General features: G+C 43.8%; 19 protein-coding genes, 1 tRNA gene and 1 pseudogene. 19 read left to right on the top strand and 2 right to left on the bottom strand.

The window, feature by feature from the left end; translation table 11 throughout:
• Positions 1-3: 3 nt before the first annotated feature.
• The 12 genes from cydB (at position 4) to BCU34_RS08205 (ending at position 9,743) form a co-directional block, all read left to right on the top strand.
• The gene (gene cydB / locus BCU34_RS08260; protein ID WP_102480697.1) at positions 4-1,140 is read left to right on the top strand and encodes a cytochrome d ubiquinol oxidase subunit II; all 1,137 of its coding nucleotides are present in this window, start codon (positions 4-6) and stop codon (positions 1,138-1,140) included.
• Positions 1,141-1,171: 31 nt separating this feature from the next.
• The gene (cydX, locus tag BCU34_RS08255; RefSeq protein ID WP_000270284.1) at positions 1,172-1,279 is read left to right on the top strand and encodes a cytochrome bd-I oxidase subunit CydX; all 108 of its coding nucleotides are present in this window, start codon (positions 1,172-1,174) and stop codon (positions 1,277-1,279) included.
• On the top strand, positions 1,272-1,574 hold the full coding sequence (gene ybgE, locus BCU34_RS08250; RefSeq protein ID WP_017055065.1) for a cyd operon protein YbgE: 303 nt from the start codon (positions 1,272-1,274) through the stop codon (positions 1,572-1,574). Before cydX ends, ybgE begins: the two co-directional genes overlap by 8 nt.
• 172 nt (positions 1,575-1,746) lie before the next feature.
• Positions 1,747-2,184 (top strand): tol-pal system-associated acyl-CoA thioesterase, encoded by a 438-nt coding sequence (gene ybgC / locus BCU34_RS08245; RefSeq protein ID WP_048616298.1) that lies wholly within the window; start codon positions 1,747-1,749, stop codon positions 2,182-2,184.
• Complete coding sequence (gene tolQ / locus BCU34_RS08240; RefSeq protein WP_010437896.1) at positions 2,174-2,857, top strand: protein TolQ; 684 nt, start codon at positions 2,174-2,176, stop codon at positions 2,855-2,857. Before ybgC ends, tolQ begins: the two co-directional genes overlap by 11 nt.
• A gap of 3 nt (positions 2,858-2,860) precedes the next feature.
• Positions 2,861-3,304 (top strand): protein TolR, encoded by a 444-nt coding sequence (gene tolR / locus BCU34_RS08235; RefSeq protein WP_017062072.1) that lies wholly within the window; start codon positions 2,861-2,863, stop codon positions 3,302-3,304.
• Positions 3,305-3,317: 13 nt separating this feature from the next.
• The gene (gene tolA / locus BCU34_RS08230) at positions 3,318-4,385 is read left to right on the top strand and encodes a cell envelope integrity protein TolA (RefSeq protein WP_055319758.1); all 1,068 of its coding nucleotides are present in this window, start codon (positions 3,318-3,320) and stop codon (positions 4,383-4,385) included.
• 12 nt (positions 4,386-4,397) lie between these two features.
• On the top strand, positions 4,398-5,753 hold the full coding sequence (tolB, locus tag BCU34_RS08225) for a Tol-Pal system beta propeller repeat protein TolB (protein ID WP_102450255.1): 1,356 nt from the start codon (positions 4,398-4,400) through the stop codon (positions 5,751-5,753).
• A 111-nt stretch (positions 5,754-5,864) separates the two neighbouring features.
• Positions 5,865-6,407, top strand: coding sequence for a peptidoglycan-associated lipoprotein Pal (gene pal / locus BCU34_RS08220; RefSeq protein WP_017062069.1), 543 nt, complete (start codon positions 5,865-5,867; stop codon positions 6,405-6,407).
• 33 nt (positions 6,408-6,440) lie between these two features.
• A complete protein-coding gene (gene ybgF, locus BCU34_RS08215) occupies positions 6,441-7,229 on the top strand; it encodes a tol-pal system protein YbgF (RefSeq protein WP_048659646.1) in 789 nt (262 codons plus the stop codon).
• A 209-nt stretch (positions 7,230-7,438) separates the two neighbouring features.
• Entirely contained in the window at positions 7,439-8,500 is a 1,062-nt protein-coding gene (nadA, locus tag BCU34_RS08210) for a quinolinate synthase NadA (protein WP_102480698.1), read from the top strand.
• 211 nt (positions 8,501-8,711) lie between these two features.
• The gene (locus BCU34_RS08205; RefSeq protein ID WP_048659644.1) at positions 8,712-9,743 is read left to right on the top strand and encodes a potassium channel protein; all 1,032 of its coding nucleotides are present in this window, start codon (positions 8,712-8,714) and stop codon (positions 9,741-9,743) included.
• A 76-nt stretch (positions 9,744-9,819) separates the two neighbouring features.
• On the opposite strand, the gene BCU34_RS08200 is transcribed toward BCU34_RS08205, so the two are convergent.
• On the bottom strand, positions 9,820-10,389 hold the full coding sequence (locus tag BCU34_RS08200) for a UPF0149 family protein (protein ID WP_048659643.1): 570 nt from the start codon (positions 10,387-10,389) through the stop codon (positions 9,820-9,822).
• 171 nt (positions 10,390-10,560) lie between these two features.
• On the opposite strand from BCU34_RS08200, the gene BCU34_RS08195 reads away from it, so the two are divergent.
• The 7 genes and pseudogenes from BCU34_RS08195 to BCU34_RS08165 all read left to right on the top strand — a co-directional run bounded on the left by BCU34_RS08195 (position 10,561) and on the right by BCU34_RS08165 (position 19,426).
• The gene (locus BCU34_RS08195) at positions 10,561-13,014 is read left to right on the top strand and encodes a hybrid sensor histidine kinase/response regulator (protein ID WP_102432921.1); all 2,454 of its coding nucleotides are present in this window, start codon (positions 10,561-10,563) and stop codon (positions 13,012-13,014) included.
• A 248-nt stretch (positions 13,015-13,262) separates the two neighbouring features.
• Positions 13,263-13,712: an L-alanine exporter AlaE gene (locus BCU34_RS08190; RefSeq protein WP_102480699.1), complete on the top strand. Its 450-nt coding sequence runs from the start codon at positions 13,263-13,265 to the stop codon at positions 13,710-13,712.
• Positions 13,713-13,819: 107 nt separating this feature from the next.
• Positions 13,820-14,958, top strand: a pseudogene (locus BCU34_RS08185) (ISAs1 family transposase).
• Between the two features lie 171 nt (positions 14,959-15,129).
• Positions 15,130-15,220 (top strand) — tRNA-Ser (locus tag BCU34_RS08180).
• Between the two features lie 255 nt (positions 15,221-15,475).
• Complete coding sequence (gltS, locus tag BCU34_RS08175) at positions 15,476-16,690, top strand: sodium/glutamate symporter (RefSeq protein ID WP_048659641.1); 1,215 nt, start codon at positions 15,476-15,478, stop codon at positions 16,688-16,690.
• Positions 16,691-16,942: 252 nt separating this feature from the next.
• Positions 16,943-17,869, top strand: coding sequence for a LysR family transcriptional regulator (locus BCU34_RS08170; protein ID WP_102479774.1), 927 nt, complete (start codon positions 16,943-16,945; stop codon positions 17,867-17,869).
• A 303-nt stretch (positions 17,870-18,172) separates the two neighbouring features.
• Positions 18,173-19,426 (top strand): D-amino acid dehydrogenase, encoded by a 1,254-nt coding sequence (locus BCU34_RS08165; protein WP_102479775.1) that lies wholly within the window; start codon positions 18,173-18,175, stop codon positions 19,424-19,426.
• A 117-nt stretch (positions 19,427-19,543) separates the two neighbouring features.
• Here the strand turns inward: BCU34_RS08165 and BCU34_RS08160 are convergent, their stop codons facing one another.
• Positions 19,544-20,323 carry an ABC transporter substrate-binding protein gene (locus BCU34_RS08160; protein WP_102479776.1) on the bottom strand — a complete coding sequence of 260 codons (780 nt, stop codon included), beginning with the start codon at positions 20,321-20,323 and terminating at the stop codon, positions 19,544-19,546.
• Positions 20,324-20,327: the final 4 nt, after the last annotated feature.

The raw sequence follows: 20,327 nt of genomic DNA, 5'->3' as shown, positions 1-20,327 counted from the left end.
ATTATGTTTGATTACGAAAGCTTACGACTTATTTGGTGGGTATTGATCGGTGTTCTACTGGTTGGTTTCGCCGTAACTGATGGCTTCGATATGGGTGTTGCTGCTCTTTCACCTGTTATCGGTAAGAGCGACACTGAACGCCGTATTATGCTCAACACGATTGCCCCTCACTGGGATGGTAACCAAGTTTGGCTTATCACTGCGGGTGGCGCATTGTTTGCTGCATGGCCACTGGTTTACGCAACGTCGTTTTCTGGCTTCTACTTCGCAATGTACGCGACGTTAGCAGCGCTTTGGTTACGACCACTTGCTCTTGATTACCGTTCTAAGATCGAAGATCCAAAATGGCGTAAAACTTGGGACTACGCACTTTGCTTTAGTGGTACAGTTCCACCAATCATCTTCGGTGTAGCATTTGGTAACCTATTACAAGGTGTTCCATTTGACCTGAACGAATTTATGATGTCTAAGTACCATGGCACGTTCTTCGCTCTGCTAAACCCGTTTGCATTGCTTTGTGGTGTATTAGCTCTGATGTTGTTCGTGATGCAAGGTGCAACATGGCTTCAAATGAAGACTACAGAAGAGCTGCACGCTCGTGCTCGTAACGTTGCTCAGATCACTGGCCTAATTGCTATTGCTCTGTTCGTTATTGGTGGTTTCTGGGTTCAATCTATCGAAGGCTATGTTATTACAAGCACTATCGATACGTTTGCTGATTCAAACCCTCTAAACAAAGAAGTATCACTTCAAGTGGGTGCTTGGATGACAAACTTCGAAACGTATCCAGCAATGTGGGCTGCACCGATCCTTGGGGTAGCGATGCCACTGCTTGCTGTGATTGCATCTCGCTTTGAGCGTGGTGGTTTCGCATTCTTGTTCTCAAGTCTATCGAACGCAGGTGTTATTTTAACGGCTGGTTTTGCAATGTTCCCATTCGTAATGCCATCAAGCCTGAATCCTAGCCATAGTTTGACTATGTGGGATTCAACAGCGAGTGAGCTTACGCTTGGCCTTATGACTGCTGTTGCGGCGGTAATGGTTCCGGTGATTCTTGGCTACACAACTTGGACATACTACAAAATGTTCGGTCGTCTAGATAAGAAACACATCCAAGATAACGACGTTTCAGCTTACTAAGCTAGAAGTTAAATAACTTAGGAGAAATTTTATGTGGTATTTCGCATGGATTTTGGGTGTACTTCTAGCATGTGCATTCGGCATCATTAATGCTCTTTGGCTAGAGCATTCAGAAATGATGGACAAAGACAGTGAGTAATCTCGCAGAGCAAATCGCTAAACTGCATCAACCAATGGATAAGACTCTATTAAGAGCTTTATCCTTGGTATTGGGTTTCATGCATGTTGGTTTAGTGATGTGGGATCCTGAAGCGTATGCGACAAGCATCGGGGGCTTTAACGCGATCATCGGGCCAATGTTTATCTGGGCTGTTTGCTCAAGCATGGTTTACGGTATTGGATTTAAGCCAAGAGCTTGGATGTGGCAGCTACTGTTTAGCCCATACGTTTCACTCACAATTTTGCTCTACCTAACGGTGCTGCGCCTTCTATAAAAGGCAAAGGATTTAGGTTCATAACGATGTGAATCTTTATACTTGTTGGGTTTTTAGCCAAAAAGAGGTCATCTTATACAGATGGCCTTTTTTTTCGTCTGTTAAATCAAAAAATTCACAGCGATATACTATTAATGATAAGGAGTTAGGTTATAGTGAGATCTTTATCGTTTTGGATTGTGGTAGCAAATTGCAGGGATTATCTAAGCCATTTACGTGGCCAGTGACAGTGTATTACGAAGACACCGATGCAGGTGGTGTTGTATACCATTCAAACTATCTTAAGTTTTTCGAACGCGCTCGAACTGAGATGTTGCGCTCAATTGGCGTTTCTCAGCAAGTCTTGTTAGAACAAAACATCGGTTTTGTAGTCCGACATATGGACATTGATTTTATTCAAGGTGCGCGCCTTGATGATTCTTTACAAGTCATTACAAATATTTACGAGTTGAAGCGAGCTACCTTGGTCTTCTGTCAAGAGATCGTAAATCCTGATGGCAAAGCATTGTGTAAAGCAATGGTTAAGGTAGCATGTATCGACAATCAAAAAATGAAACCAAAGGCAATGCCAACATTTATTCTTACGGAGCTAACGAATAGTGACTGCTGAAATCTCAATCTTAGGCCTAATTTTAGAAGCTAGTTTATTAGTTAAAATGGTCATGCTAGTTCTTATGGGTATGTCTGTTGTTTCTTGGGCGATGATCATCAAAAGAAGTAAAGTATTATCTCAAGCTTCGAAACAAACAGAAGTGTTTGAAGACAAATTTTGGTCAGGCGTTGATCTTGCAAAATTGTACCAAGAGAGCAATAAACGCAAAGACGAGCTTTCTGGTACTGAAGAAATTTTCTACGCAGGCTTTACTGAGTTTGCTCGCCTTCGTAAATCGAATGCAACATCACCTGACTTCATTATGGAAGGCACTGGTCGTGCGATGCGCGTAGCTGTTGCTCGTGAAGTCGATGAACTAGAAACTAACTTACCTTTCTTGGCGACCGTTGGTTCTATCAGTCCATACATCGGCCTATTTGGTACGGTTTGGGGCATCATGCACTCATTCATCGCATTAGGTGAAGTGAAGCAAGCGACACTCGCAATGGTTGCCCCTGGTATTGCAGAAGCGCTGATCGCAACCGCAATGGGTCTATTTGCTGCAATTCCAGCAGTAATGGCGTACAACCGCTTCAGCAGCCGAGTAGGCAAGCTAGAGCACAACTACGCGACTTTCTCTGAAGAGTTCCACAGTATTCTTCACCGTCAAGCGATGGCTGGCAGGGAATAATAGATGGCTGGATACCAACCTAAAAAACGCAAAATGACAGCAGAGATTAACGTTGTACCTTACATCGACGTTATGCTTGTTTTGCTGATCATTTTTATGGTGACTTCGCCGTTTGTTACTCAAGGCGTTGACGTTGAATTGCCTCAGGCTTCAACGGCTAAATCGGCACAAGACCTACTGGGTGACGACAACGCAAGTTTCATCATCGTTGAAGTGAACAAAGACGGTGAACTTGGCTTGAGCGTTAATGATGAAGAAGTACAGCGTGGTTTATCTATGGAAGATATTATCGTCCGAGTGAAAGCTGAGTTGTCTTTGAAGCCGAATTCTCCAGTGGCGGTTGGCGGTGATGCCGCAACGCCTTACGCTGAAGTGGTTTTATTACTTGATGAATTAAGCCGTGCAGGTGTGCCAAAGGTTGGCCTTTTAACGGATATAAGGGAATAGCTCCGTAGCATTCATGAAAGCGACTAATAAAAAATCCAATAGTTTCAGAAAACCGCTTCTTATTTCACTTGGGCTGCACGTCATTTTATTCGTTGCGCTTATTTGGGGAGCGGATTTCACGATGTCAGAACCTAAGCCGACAGGGCAGATGGTTCAGGCTGTGGTGATTGATCCTCAGTTGGTTCGCCAGCAAGCTCAACAGATTCGTCAACAGCGAGAAGCCGCGAGCAAGAAAGAGCAAGAGCGTTTAGACAAACTGAGACGTGAAAGCGAACGACTTGAAAAGAATCGTAAAGCCGAAGAAGAAAATATTCGTAAGCTAAAAGAACAACAAGCGAAAGAGGCTAAAGCGACTCGTGAAGCTGAAAAGCGCCGAGTTGAGAAAGAGAAACAACGCAAAGCTGAAGAAGCGCGTTTACAGCAAGAGAAAAAGAAAGCCGCTAAAGCCGAAGCTGATCGCAAGCTGAAAGAAGCTGCGTTGGTGAAAGCCGAGAACGAGCGTAAGGCCAAAGAAGCGGCAATCGCAAAAGCTGAACAAGAACGCGTGGCAAAAGAAAAAGCGGCGAAAGAGGCAGCAGACAAAGCTCGTAAAGAGAAAGAAGCCGCTGAACGCGCTGAAAAGCAACGCATAGCGAAAGAGAAAGAAGCGGCAGCCGCAGCAGAGAAAGCCCGTAAGGCAAAAGAAGCTGCAGCTAAAGCAGAAAAAGAGCGTAAACAACAAGAAGCAGCATTGAACGATATCTTTGCTGGTCTTGAAACTGAAGCGACTCAAAACTCTTCAGCAAGACAACAATTTATTAGTGATGAAGCACAACGTTACGGGGCTATCTATACCCAATTGATTCAACAGAATCTGTTGTTAGAAGACAGCTATCGAGGACGCTCATGTCGAGTGAACCTTAAGCTGATTCCAACGGGCTCAAACGCTATTTTGGGTAGCTTAAGCATCTTGGATGGCGATAGCCGTTTATGTGCAGCAACCAAGCGTGCCGTGGCACAAGTGCAATCTTATCCATTGCCTAAAGACCCAGACATCGTGAAATCACTAAAAGACATTAACTTAACTGTATCACCAGAGTAAAAGGACGAACTTGTGTTAAAGAAACTACTACTGAGTTTTGTTTTCTTAATAGCTACAAGCAGCCAGTTTGCACACGCGGCACTGGAGCTGGTTATTACAGACGGTATTAACTCCGCAAGACCTATCGCTATTGTCCCTTTCCGTTGGGAAGGTGCAGAGCCATTGCCACACGATGTATCAGCGGTTATTGCTTCTGACTTACAACGCAGTGGTAAATTCAGCCCAGTTGCAACAAGCAAAATGCCACAGACGCCTTACAGCGAAAGTGAGGTGGATTTTGATGCTTGGACTAACTTAGGCGTTGATTCACTCTTAACCGGCTCTATTTCTCCAAACCCCAATGGTACTTATACAATCAGTTATCAGTTAATTGACACTATTCGAGGGCAATTGACGAAAGGTCATAGTAAAGGGCTAAATGATGATGGTCATTTGGTTCGTACTATGGATCATGTTCTCTTTCATAAAGTGAAGCGTGATTTATCGGCAACGGACTTGCGCCGATACGCACATCGTATTTCTGATTTAGTGTATGAAGAACTGACTGGTGAGAAAGGCGCGTTTTTAACTCGTATTTCTTATGTGGTAGTGAACGACAAAGATAAATACCCATACCAACTTCGTGTTGCTGACTACGATGGTTTTAACGAGCGCTTGGTGCTTCGTTCTAAGCAACCTCTAATGTCACCGGCATGGTCACCAGATGGCAAAAAGCTTGCTTATGTGAGTTTCCAAAATGGCCAAGCTGAAATATTCATCATGAATATTTACACGGGTGAGCGTGAGAAAGTAACGTCATACCCTCGTCATAATGGTGCGCCAAGATTCTCGCCAGATGGTAAAACATTGGCATTGGTATTGTCTAAAACAGGCAGCCTTCAGGTGTACACACTTGACCTTGCTAGCCGTAAGCTGACTCAAATTACCCGCGGCCGCTCTAATAACACGGAACCATTCTGGCACCCAGATGGCAAGTCTCTTATTTTCACATCGGATCGTGGTGGTAAACCACAGATTTATAATGTAAATTTGTCCAATAATTCGACTTCTCGTATTACTTGGCAAGGTAGCCAAAACTTAGGTGGCCAGATCACCCCTGATGGACGATTCCTTATCATGGTCAATCGCAGTAACTCAGGTTTTAACTTGGCTAAGCAGGATTTGGAAACCGGTGCGGTTCAGGTGCTAACAAAAACACTGTTAGATGAATCGCCAAGTATTGCACCGAATGGAGGTATGGTTATCTATAGCTCTATCTACAACAAAACAAACGTGCTATCGATGGTTTCTATCGATGGTCGTTTTAAAGCTAGATTACCGGCAACCAACGGACGCGTACGAGCGCCTGCATGGTCACCGTTCCTCTAGTTCTCTTGATACATTCTTTTAGCTATTGATAGTGTTAACTATTGTGGCAATTAACTATCTATAGCACTTAGTCGCTGTAGAAACTAAGTTTGATAACGTAAGGAAAAAAAGATGCAACTTAACAAAGTTCTTAAAGGCTTGATGATTGCACTACCAGTGATGGCAGTAACGGCATGTAGCTCAACTGATGAAGCAACATCTGCAACATCTGGTACAGAAAGCAACCAAACAACTTCAGGTTCAGAAGGCAACGTAGACACAACTGTTGTAACGCCAATTGACGCTAACGGTCAACTGTCTGAGCAAGAGCTTAAAGAGCAAGCGCTACGTGAAACTCAAACAATCTACTTCGCATTCGATAACTCTACTATCGCTGGCGATTACGAAGAAATGCTAGCAGCTCACGCAGCATACCTAGTTAAGAACGTTGACATGAACGTTACTATCGAAGGTCACGCTGATGAGCGCGGTACTCCTGAGTACAACATCGCACTTGGCGAGCGTCGTGCACAAGCTGTAGCGAAATACCTACAAGCACTAGGTGTTCAAGCTGACCAAATCTCTATCGTAAGCTACGGTGAAGAGAAGCCACTTCTTCTAGGTCAATCTGAAGATGTGTACGCTAAAAACCGTCGCGCAGTACTAGTTTACTAATTTTAGTAGACTATATAATTGAGGAATTGCCTCATGTTCAGTAACACAAAGCGAGTCATTTTGCTTTCGTTACTGGCAAGTGCAGCGAACATCGCGTTCGCTGCACCAGCTCCAGTATCCGATCTCAATAGCACCGCAACCAATTCATCATCTTCCTCTCGAGCAGCGTCTGCATCTAACGAATCAGATATTGAGCGTTTAGAGCGCCTGCTTCAAAATCGCAACCTTGTTCAGCTTCAAATGCAACAGCAAATCGACGACATGGCACTGGAGATCAGTGAACTTCGTGGTGAGCTGGAACGAAACAGCTACGATATGAAGCAAATGCTAGAGCGCCAGCGTGAACTGTTCATTGAACTGGATCGCGTTAGGGGCGAGGTGAAAGCAGCAGGAACCGCAACGGTAGCAGTGGCAGCGAGCGAAGGCTCTAAAGATGCTTCTGGTACGTTCAGTACTGATGTCGATGAGCAAACCGCTTATCAAAATGCTGTAGATATGATTCTAAAGCAACGAGACTACACGGGTGCGATTGCCGCATTCCAAAAGTTTCAAAAAGACTTCCCAGATTCAACCTTCACACCTAACTCACATTACTGGTTAGGTCAGCTTTATTTCGCTAAGAAGCAAGATAAAGAAGCGGTGAAGAGCTTCGCAGCTGTTGTGTCTTACAAAGACTCCAACAAGCGAGCAGATGCACTGGTTAAGCTTGGTGACATAGCTGCGCGCAACAACAACGCGACGCAAGCTAAGAAATATTACCAACAAGTCGTAACCGAGTACCCAAACAGTGCTTCGGCTAAAGTGGCTAAAACCCACTTGTAAACAAAATAGAGGTGCTTAGGCGCCTCTTTTTTATACCTGTTCACTTCCGTTTAGTGTTTACTTCTCTTGCTAGTGATGTCAACGCATCGCCTTGTTTATGCGTTTTAAGCATTAGCTAGCCACCGCTTGCAACCAATCCTTTTTGATCCCAATCGCTGTCCTGTGTAGAATACTCGGATTCTCGGAAGAAGTTGCGTAGAGCAAGAGCAATGAGTCATATACTAGATAAAATCGATACAGTTTACCCGTTTCCGCCTAAGCCAGTTCCATTGAGCGACGCTCAGAAACAGGCCCACATCGCAAACATCAAAAAACTACTTCAAGAAAAAGATGCAGTTCTAATTGCACACTACTACACAGATCCTGAAATTCAGGCTCTGGCAGAAGAAACTGGTGGTTTCGTTGGCGATTCATTAGAAATGGCTAAGTTCGGTAACCGTCACTCAGCAAGCACTTTGATCATTGCTGGTGTTCGTTTCATGGGTGAGTCTGCAAAGATTCTTACTCCCGAAAAACGCATTCTAATGCCAACACTTGAAGCTGAATGTTCACTTGATCTTGGTTGTCCTGCTGACAAATTTACAGAATTTTGTGATGCTCACCCTGACCACACCGTGGTTGTATACGCGAACACCTCTGCGGCTGTTAAAGCTCGTGCAGACTGGGTGGTTACGTCGAGTATCGCTTTGGAGATCGTTGAAAGTCTAGATGCTGAAGGCAAACCCATTATTTGGGGCCCAGACCGTCACCTAGGTTCTTACATCGCAAATCAAACCGGCGCTGACATGTTGCTTTGGCAAGGTGAGTGTATCGTTCATGATGAGTTCTCAGCTGATGCTTTGAAGAAAATGAAATCGGTATACCCAGAAGCGGCTATTTTGGTTCACCCAGAATCACCAGCAAGTGTCGTTGAACTGGCGGATGCTGTAGGTTCAACAAGCCAATTGATCAAGAAAGCAAAAGAGCTTCCTCATCCACAGATGATTGTTGCTACTGACAAAGGTATCTTCTTCAAGATGCAGCAATTGGTTCCTGAAAAAGAACTAATTGAAGCGCCAACGGCTGGTGCTGGTGCAACTTGTCGTAGCTGTGCACACTGTCCGTGGATGGCAATGAACGGCCTTGAAGCGATTGAAAATGCGCTTGAGAATGGTGGTGAGCAACACGAGATCTTCGTTTCTGACGAGTTACGTGTAAAGTCTCTTATCCCATTGAACCGCATGCTAGATTTTGCTGAACAGCTTAACCTACAGGTTAAAGGCAACGCTTAATTTCGTTTCCGTGATGATATAAGCGGTCCAGCTTAATCACTGTTTTGCTTATACCATCAAGAGAAAAACCAGCCGAGTGCTGGTTTTTTTGTACCTGAGTATAGGCCGCCAATATCAATCTTGTGATCATGTATCTTTTTCTGATGATACATCTTGTTGATATCGCGTATTTTTTCTAGCATGTAAGTAAGTGATTAAGCTTGAGGCTCGAATGATAATCTGGTTACAACTCAAACGCTGGATCAAAGCAAACATCTTTGTTTTGAATGGCAAAAATTTACTGTTCACTTTTCTTGGCTACATCGCTCTATCGTGGCTGATGCTGTATTTGGCGGGTGAAACAGATTTAACCAGTTCGGTTACCGTATTCGCTTACTACTTGGTGGTAACGGCTTCTACAGTTGGTTATGGTGATTTATCACCGACCACGGTAGCCGGTCAATGGATCGTTATACTGTTTGTGATTCCGGGTGGACTGAGTCTTTTTGCGGCCTTGCTTGGTAAGGTTGCGACAGAAGGCGTTGAATATTGGCGAGCGGGCTTGTTAGGAAAAAGGAGAGTTAGAGTGGACAACCACATTTTGATGCTTGGATGGAATGAGCAAAGAACCATTCATCTCATCCGCATGCTGCAACACGAAGAAACAGGTAAGCGACCAATCGTATTATGTACGCGTTCAGATATAGAGAACCCGTTACCCGGTGAAATCAATTTCGTTAAAGTAAACAGCTACACCGATGGCAAAGAGATGGAGAAAACGGGCATTGAGTCTGCAAGTTGCATCTTGATTGATAACCCAGAAGACGACATTACGCTATCTGCGGCGCTTTACTGTGCCAACCGAAACCCTAAGGCACACCTTCTTGTTTACTTTAAAGACGAAGCGCTAAGCGATTTATTGCACAAGCATTGCCCTAACTCTGAATGTATTCCAGCGGTGGGTGCAGAGATGCTAGCAAAGGCAGCGGTAGACCCAGGATCAAGTGCGCTTCATCAAGAGTTATTGAGCTCAACAAGAGGCATGACACAGTATTCAACGTATTTCCCTGAAGACGCCGAGCCTGTCACCGTTGCGCCTATTTTCTCTGTGTTTAAAGAGAAGTATCAAGCAACGCTGATCGCGATTGATACGGGAAGTGGTATTGAACTGAACCCAGAACTAGACCAAGTTGTCAGCAGTGGTACTAAGCTGTTCTATATTGCTGATGAGCGAATTGATGACTTTGATTGGAAAGGCTTCTAAAGCTTCTATTTTCATTTCGTCTAAAAACTGAAAAGGCCTCATAGCGAGGCCTTTTGGGTATGTATAAAACTAACTGTTATTGAGCTTCAGCCAGTGCAATACCACGCTGAGTTAGACCGCAAAGCATGACCGGAACAGCGTTAAAGATCTCTTCGAACTGTTCTAGGCCTTCGATGCCTTGCTCTGCAAGCGTAGCAATTGAAGTTTCTGGATCGTAAAGCATGCTCAATGAAAGTAGGACGCCGCCAACAAGCGCGTTGTCTTCGCTCTCTTCAGGCATTAGCGTTTCCCAATCATCACGAGCAATCTGCCAGCCTTGAAGCAAGCCTTCACAAAAATCACGAGCGGCAGTGTTAACCACTTCTTCGTCGTCTAATTGACAAGCTTCAGGCCAAACCCAAGTACCTTCAATCAGTTCTGGGCGGGTTTTATTCCAAAGCTCGATGATAACTTCAATGTAGCTTTCTAGCTGTTCACCATCCGTAAAAGGCGCGACTTCTTCGCCACCCCATAAGAACGGTAGCCACTCATGCGGGGTTAACACATTGGGTGCCGCTGCCATTGCAGTGACAAATCCGATGGTTTTGTGTTCTGTGATTAGCTTTCCTTCCAACTCTGGAAGCGCAAGAATATCTTGTAAAGTCAAAGTGAGGTACCGTAAAAGGGAACATATTTGCGCTTATAGTACCAATGAACTTGTGCCAATCAAGCTTCAATCTAAAAAGGCTTGATGTCATGGATGATAAACACTAGTTTTAACAGAAAAGAAAACAATAAAAGAATTATGCAGATACGGTCGTCTTTAAAGAAAAAAAGCATGGTAGCGCTTGGACTGTACCTTGCTATGTTTATTGCCATTGTCGGTAGTGTGACGTATTACGTCGTAGAATCCCCTGTGCGCGCCAAATTACAACAAAACCTCGACTTACGTACGCAACTGTTATCCGCATTGATTACAGAGCCACTCAGTAGCTCTCAAGGCTTTGTTGATAGTTTAGTTGGTTTTGCTCAAGCACATCGCAAAGGTGAAGATGTCATCCCGCTATTCAAGTCGATGTTAGCCGCGAGCGATGACACAATTGTTAGCGCTGGTATTTGGCCAGAACCGTATGCGTTGGATTCCGACAAGCTCTTAAACAGTTATTTTTTCAACAAAGCTGACGATGGCACGATTGATCAACTGTTCTCTTACAACAATCCTAAAAACGCCCCTTATCACGAAGAGTATTGGTATACCTCGGTTGTAGACAAGCCACAGGGAACCATCTCTTGGAGCGATGTCTATATTGATCCCTATACTCACGTTCGAATGATTACGGCTTCGTCACCTTATTACTATGACGGCACCTTTGCTGGTATTGCGACGGTGGATCTCTCGCTCGAAGAGTTGTTGGGTTTCATTAAAAACCACGCCGAAGAGTACAATCTTGGTATCACCCTGAGAGATAAACTCAACCAAGTGTTGGTTTCTTATAACTTCAATCTTGTTGAAGGCATCTATATCAGTAGCAACCAATTTGGTGATTTCGGCTGGCAAGTGGATGTGGTGAACTCAAAAACACGTGTAGCAGACGAAGTATTTCGCCAGGTGATGAGCATTGAAGGCGGTATTGTTCCGCTATTGCTACTTTGTGTGATGGCAGGATATTACTTATTGAATCGTTATTTGATTAGTCCAATCACAAGGATTGCTGCACAGGTTGATAGCTCGAAAGCCGGCGAAATCATTGATGTGGATTACTCGAGTGATGACGAAATCGGCCATTTAATTAAAACCTTTAACGAAAAGACTATTTATCTCGAAGCGGAAAAGGTTAAAGCTCAGGCGTCTACCAATGCAAAAACCGCTTTCCTTGCAACCCTATCACATGAAATTCGCACCCCTATGAATGGTGTGTTGGGTACCGCTCAGATCCTATTAAAAACGCCTCTAAACTCCGAACAAGAGAAGCATCTTAAGAGCCTGTATGAGTCCGGCGATCATATGATGACCCTACTCAACGAGATCTTAGACTTCTCGAAGATCGAGCAGGGTAGGTTGGATCTTGATGAAACGCGTTTCCCGCTTGATTCGATCATCGGCAGTATTAACAGTGTTTACTACACATTGTCTTCCGAGAAAGGGCTTCAATTCAAAGTGTACTCCGAGGTGCCTTCTGGTCGTTGGTATTTCTCAGATAAAGCTCGCCTTCGCCAAATTTTGTTTAACTTGTTGAACAACGCGGTGAAGTTCACCTCCAGAGGCTTTGTTGAGGTGTACTTGAAAGAAGTCGTAGAGGGAAGTGACACCTACCTTAGTATTCGAGTTCGTGACACCGGAATTGGTATCTCTAAAGAAGCTCAAAAGCGTATTTTTAAACCGTTTGAACAAGCGGAGTCTTCCACTACAAGGCGTTTTGGCGGTACTGGTCTTGGCTTAGCGATTGTGAAGAAAATTGCCCAACTGATGGATGGCAGTATTACCGTCACCAGTGAAGAAGGGATAGGCACGAGCTTTGATGTTCGCTTGAAGATTCAACCTTGCCAGCCTGGCGAAATCGAGAGCTTGCCACATAAGAAGCTAGACTACTCAGGCTTAAAGGTACTGATCGTCGAGGATAACCGAACCAATACAGTGATCATTGAAACCTTCATGAGCAGTAAAGGATTCATTTGTAAGAGCGTCGAGAATGGTGAGTTAGCGATACAAGCCGTGGTTGCTGAGCGCTTTGATTTGATACTCATGGATAACCATATGCCTGTGATGGATGGTGTTGAATCAACCACTGCGATTCGTGCGTTGATAGGTGATGTGTCATCGGTATTGGTGTTTGGTTGTACGGCTGATGTCTTTAAAGAGACTCGTGAGCGTATGCTGGGAGCGGGTGTGGATTATATTATCGCTAAGCCGATTGATGAGCGTGAACTGGATGATGCTTTATTCCGCTATTCAAATAAGCTTTACCAATACCATGAAGTAAAAGCGGATGATCTCGAAAGTCAAGACGTAAAACAACACGATTCGAAAAGTAAAAGCGAGTCACTGCCTAAACCTGATCTTCGAAACAAAGATAACACTGAAGAGCTGTTAGTGACGCTGTATGTGGCGTTAGAAGACAACAACCTAGAACTGATTCAATTTGCACTAGAGAGTCTACGTGTTCACGTTGAACCTATGAACAATGCGGAACTTACTGAACAAGTCGATAAAGCGTTAGAGCAGGTTGCTTTAGGATCACCACCAACACAAGATGTCATTAATATTATTACTGTAAATCTACCGATGGCTTAAATGTTGTTTAATTACGGTAAGTAAATGACGAATTGTCCAACATTTGACCTTGGTTGGATTTTTTGGTGAAAGTAACTGCTTTTAAAGTGGTTTTTGGTTGTTAATTTACAACTTGATTTTTAATTTGGAATGTATGACTACTAATCTTGTGATTTAATAGCGACATTATCTGGTGAGGTGCAAATGTGCCTTGTTTATATGTTACTAAATCACTAATTAAGCAGTGATATATTTTAGGTTTGTCGTCAATGAAGTCTCGTGGTCCATTTTGTATTCGAAACGCAGCTGCGGATACATTTGCTATGGTCGTTTTCTGTTTTATTTCTGGCATGATCGTAGAAGTGTTTATTTCTGGTATGACGTTTGAGCAATCTCTTGCTTCTCGAACGTTATCTATTCCTGTAAACATTGCTATCGCTTGGCCTTATGGCGTTTTTCGTGATTGGTTCTTGCGCAATGGTGCAAAACTTTCACAAAGCTCATTGATGAAAAACTTGTCTGACTTGATAGCATACGTGTTATTTCAGTCTCCTGTGTATGCGGGTATTTTGTTGGCAGTGGGTGCTTCAGGCGAGCAGATCGTTACGGCTGTCACCAGTAATGCCGTTATCTCGTGCGGTATGGGCGTACTTTACGGCTACTTCCTCGATATGTGTCGTAAATGGTTTCGAGTTCCGGGCTACTATCAACAAGCTTAAGAAAAGCAACAAGCGTAAGTGCAGTAAGGCAAGATCATTATAAATTTGAACTTTTCCTAATTTAAGGGATCAGATCTGGTAACTATTATCCATTTAGAGTCTTTTCCATGTCTGATTCGTTTCTAGAGCATTTCGAAAACATCGTTGACCCTCGCATTGAACGATGTAAAAAACACCAACTCTTAGATATTCTTTTACTTGCTATTAGTGCGGTGATTTCTGGCGCGGAGGGCTGGGAGGACATCGAAGATTTCGGCCATAATCGTTTAGATTGGCTTCGTAAATACCGTCCATTCCTCAATGGCATCCCTCGTCACGATACAATTGCAAGAGTTATCACCAAACTCAGAGCAGATGAGATTGAGCAAGCGTTTCAGTCGTGGATGAAGACGCTAGTTCAAACGACAGGCACTGATATCATTGCCGTAGATGGCAAAACAGCACGCCACTCTTTCGATACTCGCGGAAGAAAAATCCGCTTCATTCGGTGAGTGCGTGGAGTTGCTCCAACCAACTTGTTTTAGGTCAGGCCGCCGTTGACGATAAAAGCAATGAAATAACCGCTATTCCTAAATTGTTAACCTTACTTGATATAGAGAACTGCATCATCACACTCGATGCGATGGGTTGTCAGCGCAAGATTGCCAAACAAATAGTTCAAAGCAAAGCGGACTATGTCTTGGCCCTAAAAGGGAATCACTCAACGATGCAGGCAGAGCTAGAAGCTTGGTGGCATAAGGCGTGTCGAGAGCAATTCACCGAGAAGAACTATGCTCAACACACGGATGTAGACGCAGGACATGGTCGAATCGAGACGCGACACTGTGAGCACCTTGTGGTTGATAAAGAATGGCTGACTAAACAATATCATTGGGAGGGACTTAGAAGCATTATTAAAATCACTTCTGAGGTCGAGCACTCCATAACATGCAAGGTTAGCAAAGAGACTCGTTGGTATATCAGTTCACTGGAATTAGATGCAGAACAAGCACTTAAAGCTGTCCGTGGTCATTGGCAAGTAGAGAGTATGCACTGGATGTTAGACATGACCTTCAGAGAAGATGAATGCCGAATTAGAAAAGGAAATGGTGCGTTGGCTTTTAATGCGTTAAGGAAAATAGCCCTCAACTTGTTTAAGTTTGATACAACCCAAAAGATGAGTATGGCTCGAAAGAAAAAGAAGAATGCAGCACTGAATGATGAATACCGCTCAGTGCTTTTAGAGTCTGCGGTTAAAATGCGCTAGCCTTAGTAAGTGCAGCGTAAGAATGAAATTTGGTTTGTTTTTGATCTAATGAGTTAATTTGTAATCGAACAAACCGAAAAAGGCACTTTTTTTGAGAATGCCCCTTGACCAAAGCAAGCAGAATCAATAAAGTAGCGCCTCGTTTAGTGACATGCTCAATACACAATTTGTGGAAGGATGGCTGAGTGGCTTAAGGCGCTCGCCTGGAAAGCGAGTATACGTTTATAGCGTATCTGGGGTTCAAATCCCCATCCTTCCACCACTATTCAAAACCCTAGCAGAAATGCTGGGGTTTTCTCGTTTTAGAGCTCCTATATTCACGTAATCTGCCTCCTTCCATGACGTCGCCTTTTCAAATCCCTTTTCGTGATGGCATTTTCTCTGTTTATGTTGAAACACATTGATCCAGATTAGCGATTGATGTCACCGATAAACGCTTGATTTCTTGGTCTGGATCTACAAGATTAAGAGTAAGCAACATTTTGAATAATCTTAACTTTTAGGAATCTATAGCATCATGACAGAAACCCTTGTTTCTCCAATGCTCTCCTTTACTATTGCGATCTCATTACTGTTTATTGGTAAAGGTTTAATCGAGCGCTCTGAAGTATTAAGGAAGTACTCTCTGCCAGAGCCAGTTATTGGTGGCTTTGTTTGTGCCGCTACCGTAGCGGCGCTTTACTATCTATTTGAAATCCAGATCACCTTTAGCCTTGATGTCAGAGATTTTTTGCTACTTTACTTTTTTGCTGGTATTGGGCTTCAAGCGGATATTAAGACGCTGGTAAAAGGTGGGCGACCGTTGTTCATCCTGCTCTGTCTGGCTTCGGCTTTTATTGTCCTTCAAAACTTAGTTGGCATGGCTGTCGCGTCGGGTTTTGGTATGGATGCGAAAGCGGGTTTGTTGTCAGGTTCTATCAGTCTGATTGGCGGTGTGGGTACGACACTAGCTTGGGCGCCAATGTTTGTTGAAGAGTTTGGTATTGCTAACGCGCTAGAACTTGGTGTGGCTTCCAACACAGTTGGTTTGATAGCGGCGTGTGTGATTGGTGGTCCAATTGCTAACTACCTACTCAATAAACACAAAGTAAGTCCTTCTAATGAAGAAGAGGTCACCGTTGGTGCATTCCAAGAGAGTGAAACAAAAACAGAGCTAAGCCACTACGGCGTTCTATGGGCATGGTTGATTCTAAATCTGACGCTGATGCTAGGTTATAGCTTGAGTGAAGTTATCGAATCAATGGGTTTGAAACTGCCGTTATTCGTTAGCTGTTTGATCGCGGGTATCTTAATCGGAAACGTTGGTAGGGCTCTGTTCAGGAAGCGCCGTACACAAGAGAAAATTGCTCAAGGTCGCAAAGGTTTAGCGATGATCTCTGACATCTGCTTAGGCATGTTCTTAACCATGGCTTTGATGGGACTACGAATCTGGGATCTTGACGGGCTGTTTGGCTACATCTCTGTGGTCATGAGTATCCAGATTCTACTTTCACTACTGTTTACTATCTTCGTTGTTTATTACTTGATGGGAAGAAACTACGACTCCGTGGTGATATGTTCTGGTTTCGGTGGTATCACTCTAGGTTCAACAGCAACTGCGATTGTTAACATGACAGCGGTAACTCATCGCTATGGCGCAAGCCCACAAGCATTCATTGTGGTGCCATTAGTGTGTGGATTCTTTGTTGATTTGATCAACGCGCTAGTGATCAGTTTCTTTGTTGGCCTGTAAGTGAAGTGACGGATTGTTAACTGCTTGAGACTAGCATCTGATTCATGACCACAAAGGTGATGACGAAAGTTGTCGCCTTTGTATTATCGACAGCAAACTAAAACACGTATATCAGCCTTTGATGTAGTGCCTTGAAGTGACTCGGTGCACAAGTTAGTAAGAGCAATTATGATCTTGATAAATTGGGATATATGTTCGCAGCAAATTTGTGAGACGCTTGATCAAGTGTCAGTTGAATCACAAGGAAGTTGAATGCACCACTTTAATATCCGCGCGCTGGAATACCTTAATGCTTTATCGAAATATGGGTCGTTACGTAAGGCATCTAAGATGATGAATGTTGACCCTGCCGCGATGAGCAGAATGCTGACACAGTTAGAAGCGCAAGCGGAAATGAAAGTATGGGAGCGCAACAACCGCCAATCACTGTTAACCGAAGCAGGTAATGAACTGTTGAATTACTACCGTTCCATAGTTCGTAGTGAAACGGCGGTACTGGCTCGTCTAACTAAGTTGAAAAACCTCAAGGGCGGTAACGTTAGCATTGCGATTGGGGAAGGTTTTATCACTAACTTGGTTTCTAAACCGATGCAAACCTTCATGGCTCGATACCCTGATATCAATTTATCGATTGAAATTGCAGGTGCATTGGATGCCGTGAAAATGTTAGAAGATCAACAGATAGATTTCGCGATCACCTATGCGTCTGCACCTCATCCTAAACTGCACTCCCATGTTGAACGTAGCCATCCGCTCGAATTGATTGCTCCGAAGGGGCACTTCCTTACGATGAAAGAAGCGCCTGTGGCACTGCAAGATGTTAGAGAGGCCTCTGTTGCTTTGATCGACAACTCGACAGGTATGGGGAGGTTAGTAAAGCAGGCTGAACAAAACTCTCATCTCACTTTGCAACCTAAGCTTCAAACTAACTCGGTTACCGCGCTAACTAACTTCGTTTCGGCTGGGTTGGGCGTAACCTTTATGCCCAAGCTCACCGTGATCGATGAGATAAAGTCAGGGCAGATTGAAGTGGTGGCGACCGAGTTGGAGATGCTATCGAAGGCGACGGTGAAAGTTCAATCTCTCAAAGGCCGCGGGCTATCATTGCAAGCCGAAACCTTTTTAGACTTTCTCATCGAGAACGCCACATTCTTGAGCCACGACGCCCATAATATTTAGATTGAAGTAGGTTGGTGCACATAATCACATCACCTAACTTCATTCCGCGATAGTTCAGTATTCCTATCCTCGTAGAGGGCTTTCTCTTAGTAATAAACCGATCCCTTGAAAGCTTTATAACCATCCAACATCACACTTCCCATATTCATTCTCCCGATTTACGACTGAATTGACTTTTTATCAACACTGTATGCATTGTTAAGTCAACGTGTGCTGAATAAGTTACAAATTATTAACGAAGGTAGTTTGAAACAGACAGCTGTGTTCGACATGTTTTGCTGTGTCGGGCATTAGGGGAAGAGAATGGAAGTAATTGTAATTGGCAGCGGTGTTATTGGGTTGACCAGTGCTTGGTATCTGGCGAAAGAGGGCCACTCGGTGACGGTTATTGAGCGTCAAGATAGTAGTGGTAAGGAAACCAGCTTTGCGAATGCAGGGCAGATTTCTTACGGTTATTCTTCACCATGGGCGGCGCCTGGGATTCCGTTGAAAGCAATGAAATGGCTTACCCAAGAGCACGCTCCCTTAAAGGTGAAACCGTCACTTTCTCCGGAATTAGTGGCTTGGGCGACTAAGATGTTGGCCAACTGTAATGAAGCCAAGTACGCCGTGAATAAGTCACGCATGTTAAGAGTGGCAAACTTCAGTCGAGAGTGTCTCACTCATCTAAGAATCAGTGAAGATTTGGCTTATGAGGGCAGGCAGAAAGGCACCTTGCAAGTATTCCGAAGCGAGAAGCAACTCGATGCGATTCAGCAGGATATGAAGCTATTAACAGAGAGTGGAATCAAACACTCACTGTTTGATGTTCAACAGTGTCTGTCAGTGGAGTCGGGTTTAGCGGATGTTAAAGACAAGCTGGTGGGCGGCTTATACTTACCTAATGATGAAACCGGTGATTGTCATCAGTTCTGTTTAGCGCTGACTGAGAAGGCCAAGCAACTTGGTGTTAGGTTCGTGTTTGATACTGAAGTGGTAAGTTTGAATCATCAGAACCAAACCATAAAGAGCATTACGACAACTCAAGGTGAATTCAAAGCGGACGCTTATGTGGTAGCTTCGGGAAGCTACTCTCGTGAATTGCTCAAGCAAGTGGATTTATCAATCCCGGTTTATCCAGTCAAAGGGTATTCGTTAACACTACCGATCGTGAATGCAGATAAGTCACCAACCTCGACTGTTATGGATGAAACCTACAAGGTAGCGATGACGCGATTTGATGATCGTATTCGCATTGCTGGTACGGCAGAGCTTGCTGGCTTCAATTATCTTATTCCTGAAAAACGTAAAGCCACGATTGATATGGTGATAAAAGATCTTTTCCCACAGGCGGGGGATTTCTCTAAGGCAGAATACTGGACAGGGTTAAGACCGATGACTCCGGATGGTACGCCTATAATCGGCGAGACGCCTATCAAGAATCTATTTACCAATACAGGCCATGGAACTCTAGGTTGGACAATGGCATGTGGCTCAGGAAAGATCTTGGCAAGCGTGGTCAGTGGCTCTGCTAGTGATATAAAAACTGATGACTTGAGTATCCACCGCTATATGTAAAAGCAAGCCGTTAGTTATCTTGCCTATGGTTTGATGATATCGACATTAGGAGCATAAAGCAGATGCACCTAATGTTGTAAATCTAGGTGCATTGTTTTAAGTCTCCTCTATTTATAATCACGAGATGAATTGAGAGTTAAATGACCTTAGCTCTGGCGGTAGGTCCTTATTTACGAGGTTAATAGCTTTGCGATGTTCTAATCCAATGGATCTCACTACGTCCCCGAAATGTTGGTTAAACAATAGCTCGAAATCACCACTGAGTTTGTAGTCTTGCAGTTTGTCCTCAAGTAATTGAGCCAGTTGAGCCTTGTTTGGGTGGACATAGAAGACCAGTGGAAGAGGGTAATAAAGCACAATACTTTTTTCTATGACTAACCCATCCAGGGAATAGGTATGTTCTTGGTATATGCTTTCAACTTCATTTGCTCCGAGTGACACATAATCACATTTTTTATCTGAGAGAAGTTTAAGAATCTCTGGTAACGTTCCTTGCTCTAGTACTCGATATCCATTTTCTCTAAACAGCTCAGCATCAGCCCATGTCGCAGGAATTCCAGCGATAAGTGATTTCAATTTATTGCTGTTGATATTATGGAATGTGGGTTGATCTTGTTCCCTAATTATCAGGATACGGTGTCCTAATAAGCCTTTACAAATTGGAGAGTTGAGTTTGATTGCAGGCTTATCAGCAAATTTACGGTTTCCCGCCACCGTGACGAGTACATCATAATTCTTGCGGAATATATTTCCTTCATCCTCAGCTCTTGGAAAGTCTGTATTATCGCTGTGAACGACAATAGGTTCGTTCGGATCCCAATTCAACAAGCTATGAATTAGCTCCAACTCATAGTGCTGTCTTTTACCTGATTTATTGCCATTCCAAAAGTTAAACATAGTT

Source organism: Vibrio sp. 10N.286.45.E10 (assembly GCF_002874195.2).
Taxonomy (GTDB): domain Bacteria; phylum Pseudomonadota; class Gammaproteobacteria; order Enterobacterales; family Vibrionaceae; genus Vibrio; species Vibrio crassostreae.
This window is presented reverse-complemented; position numbering and strand designations above follow the sequence as displayed.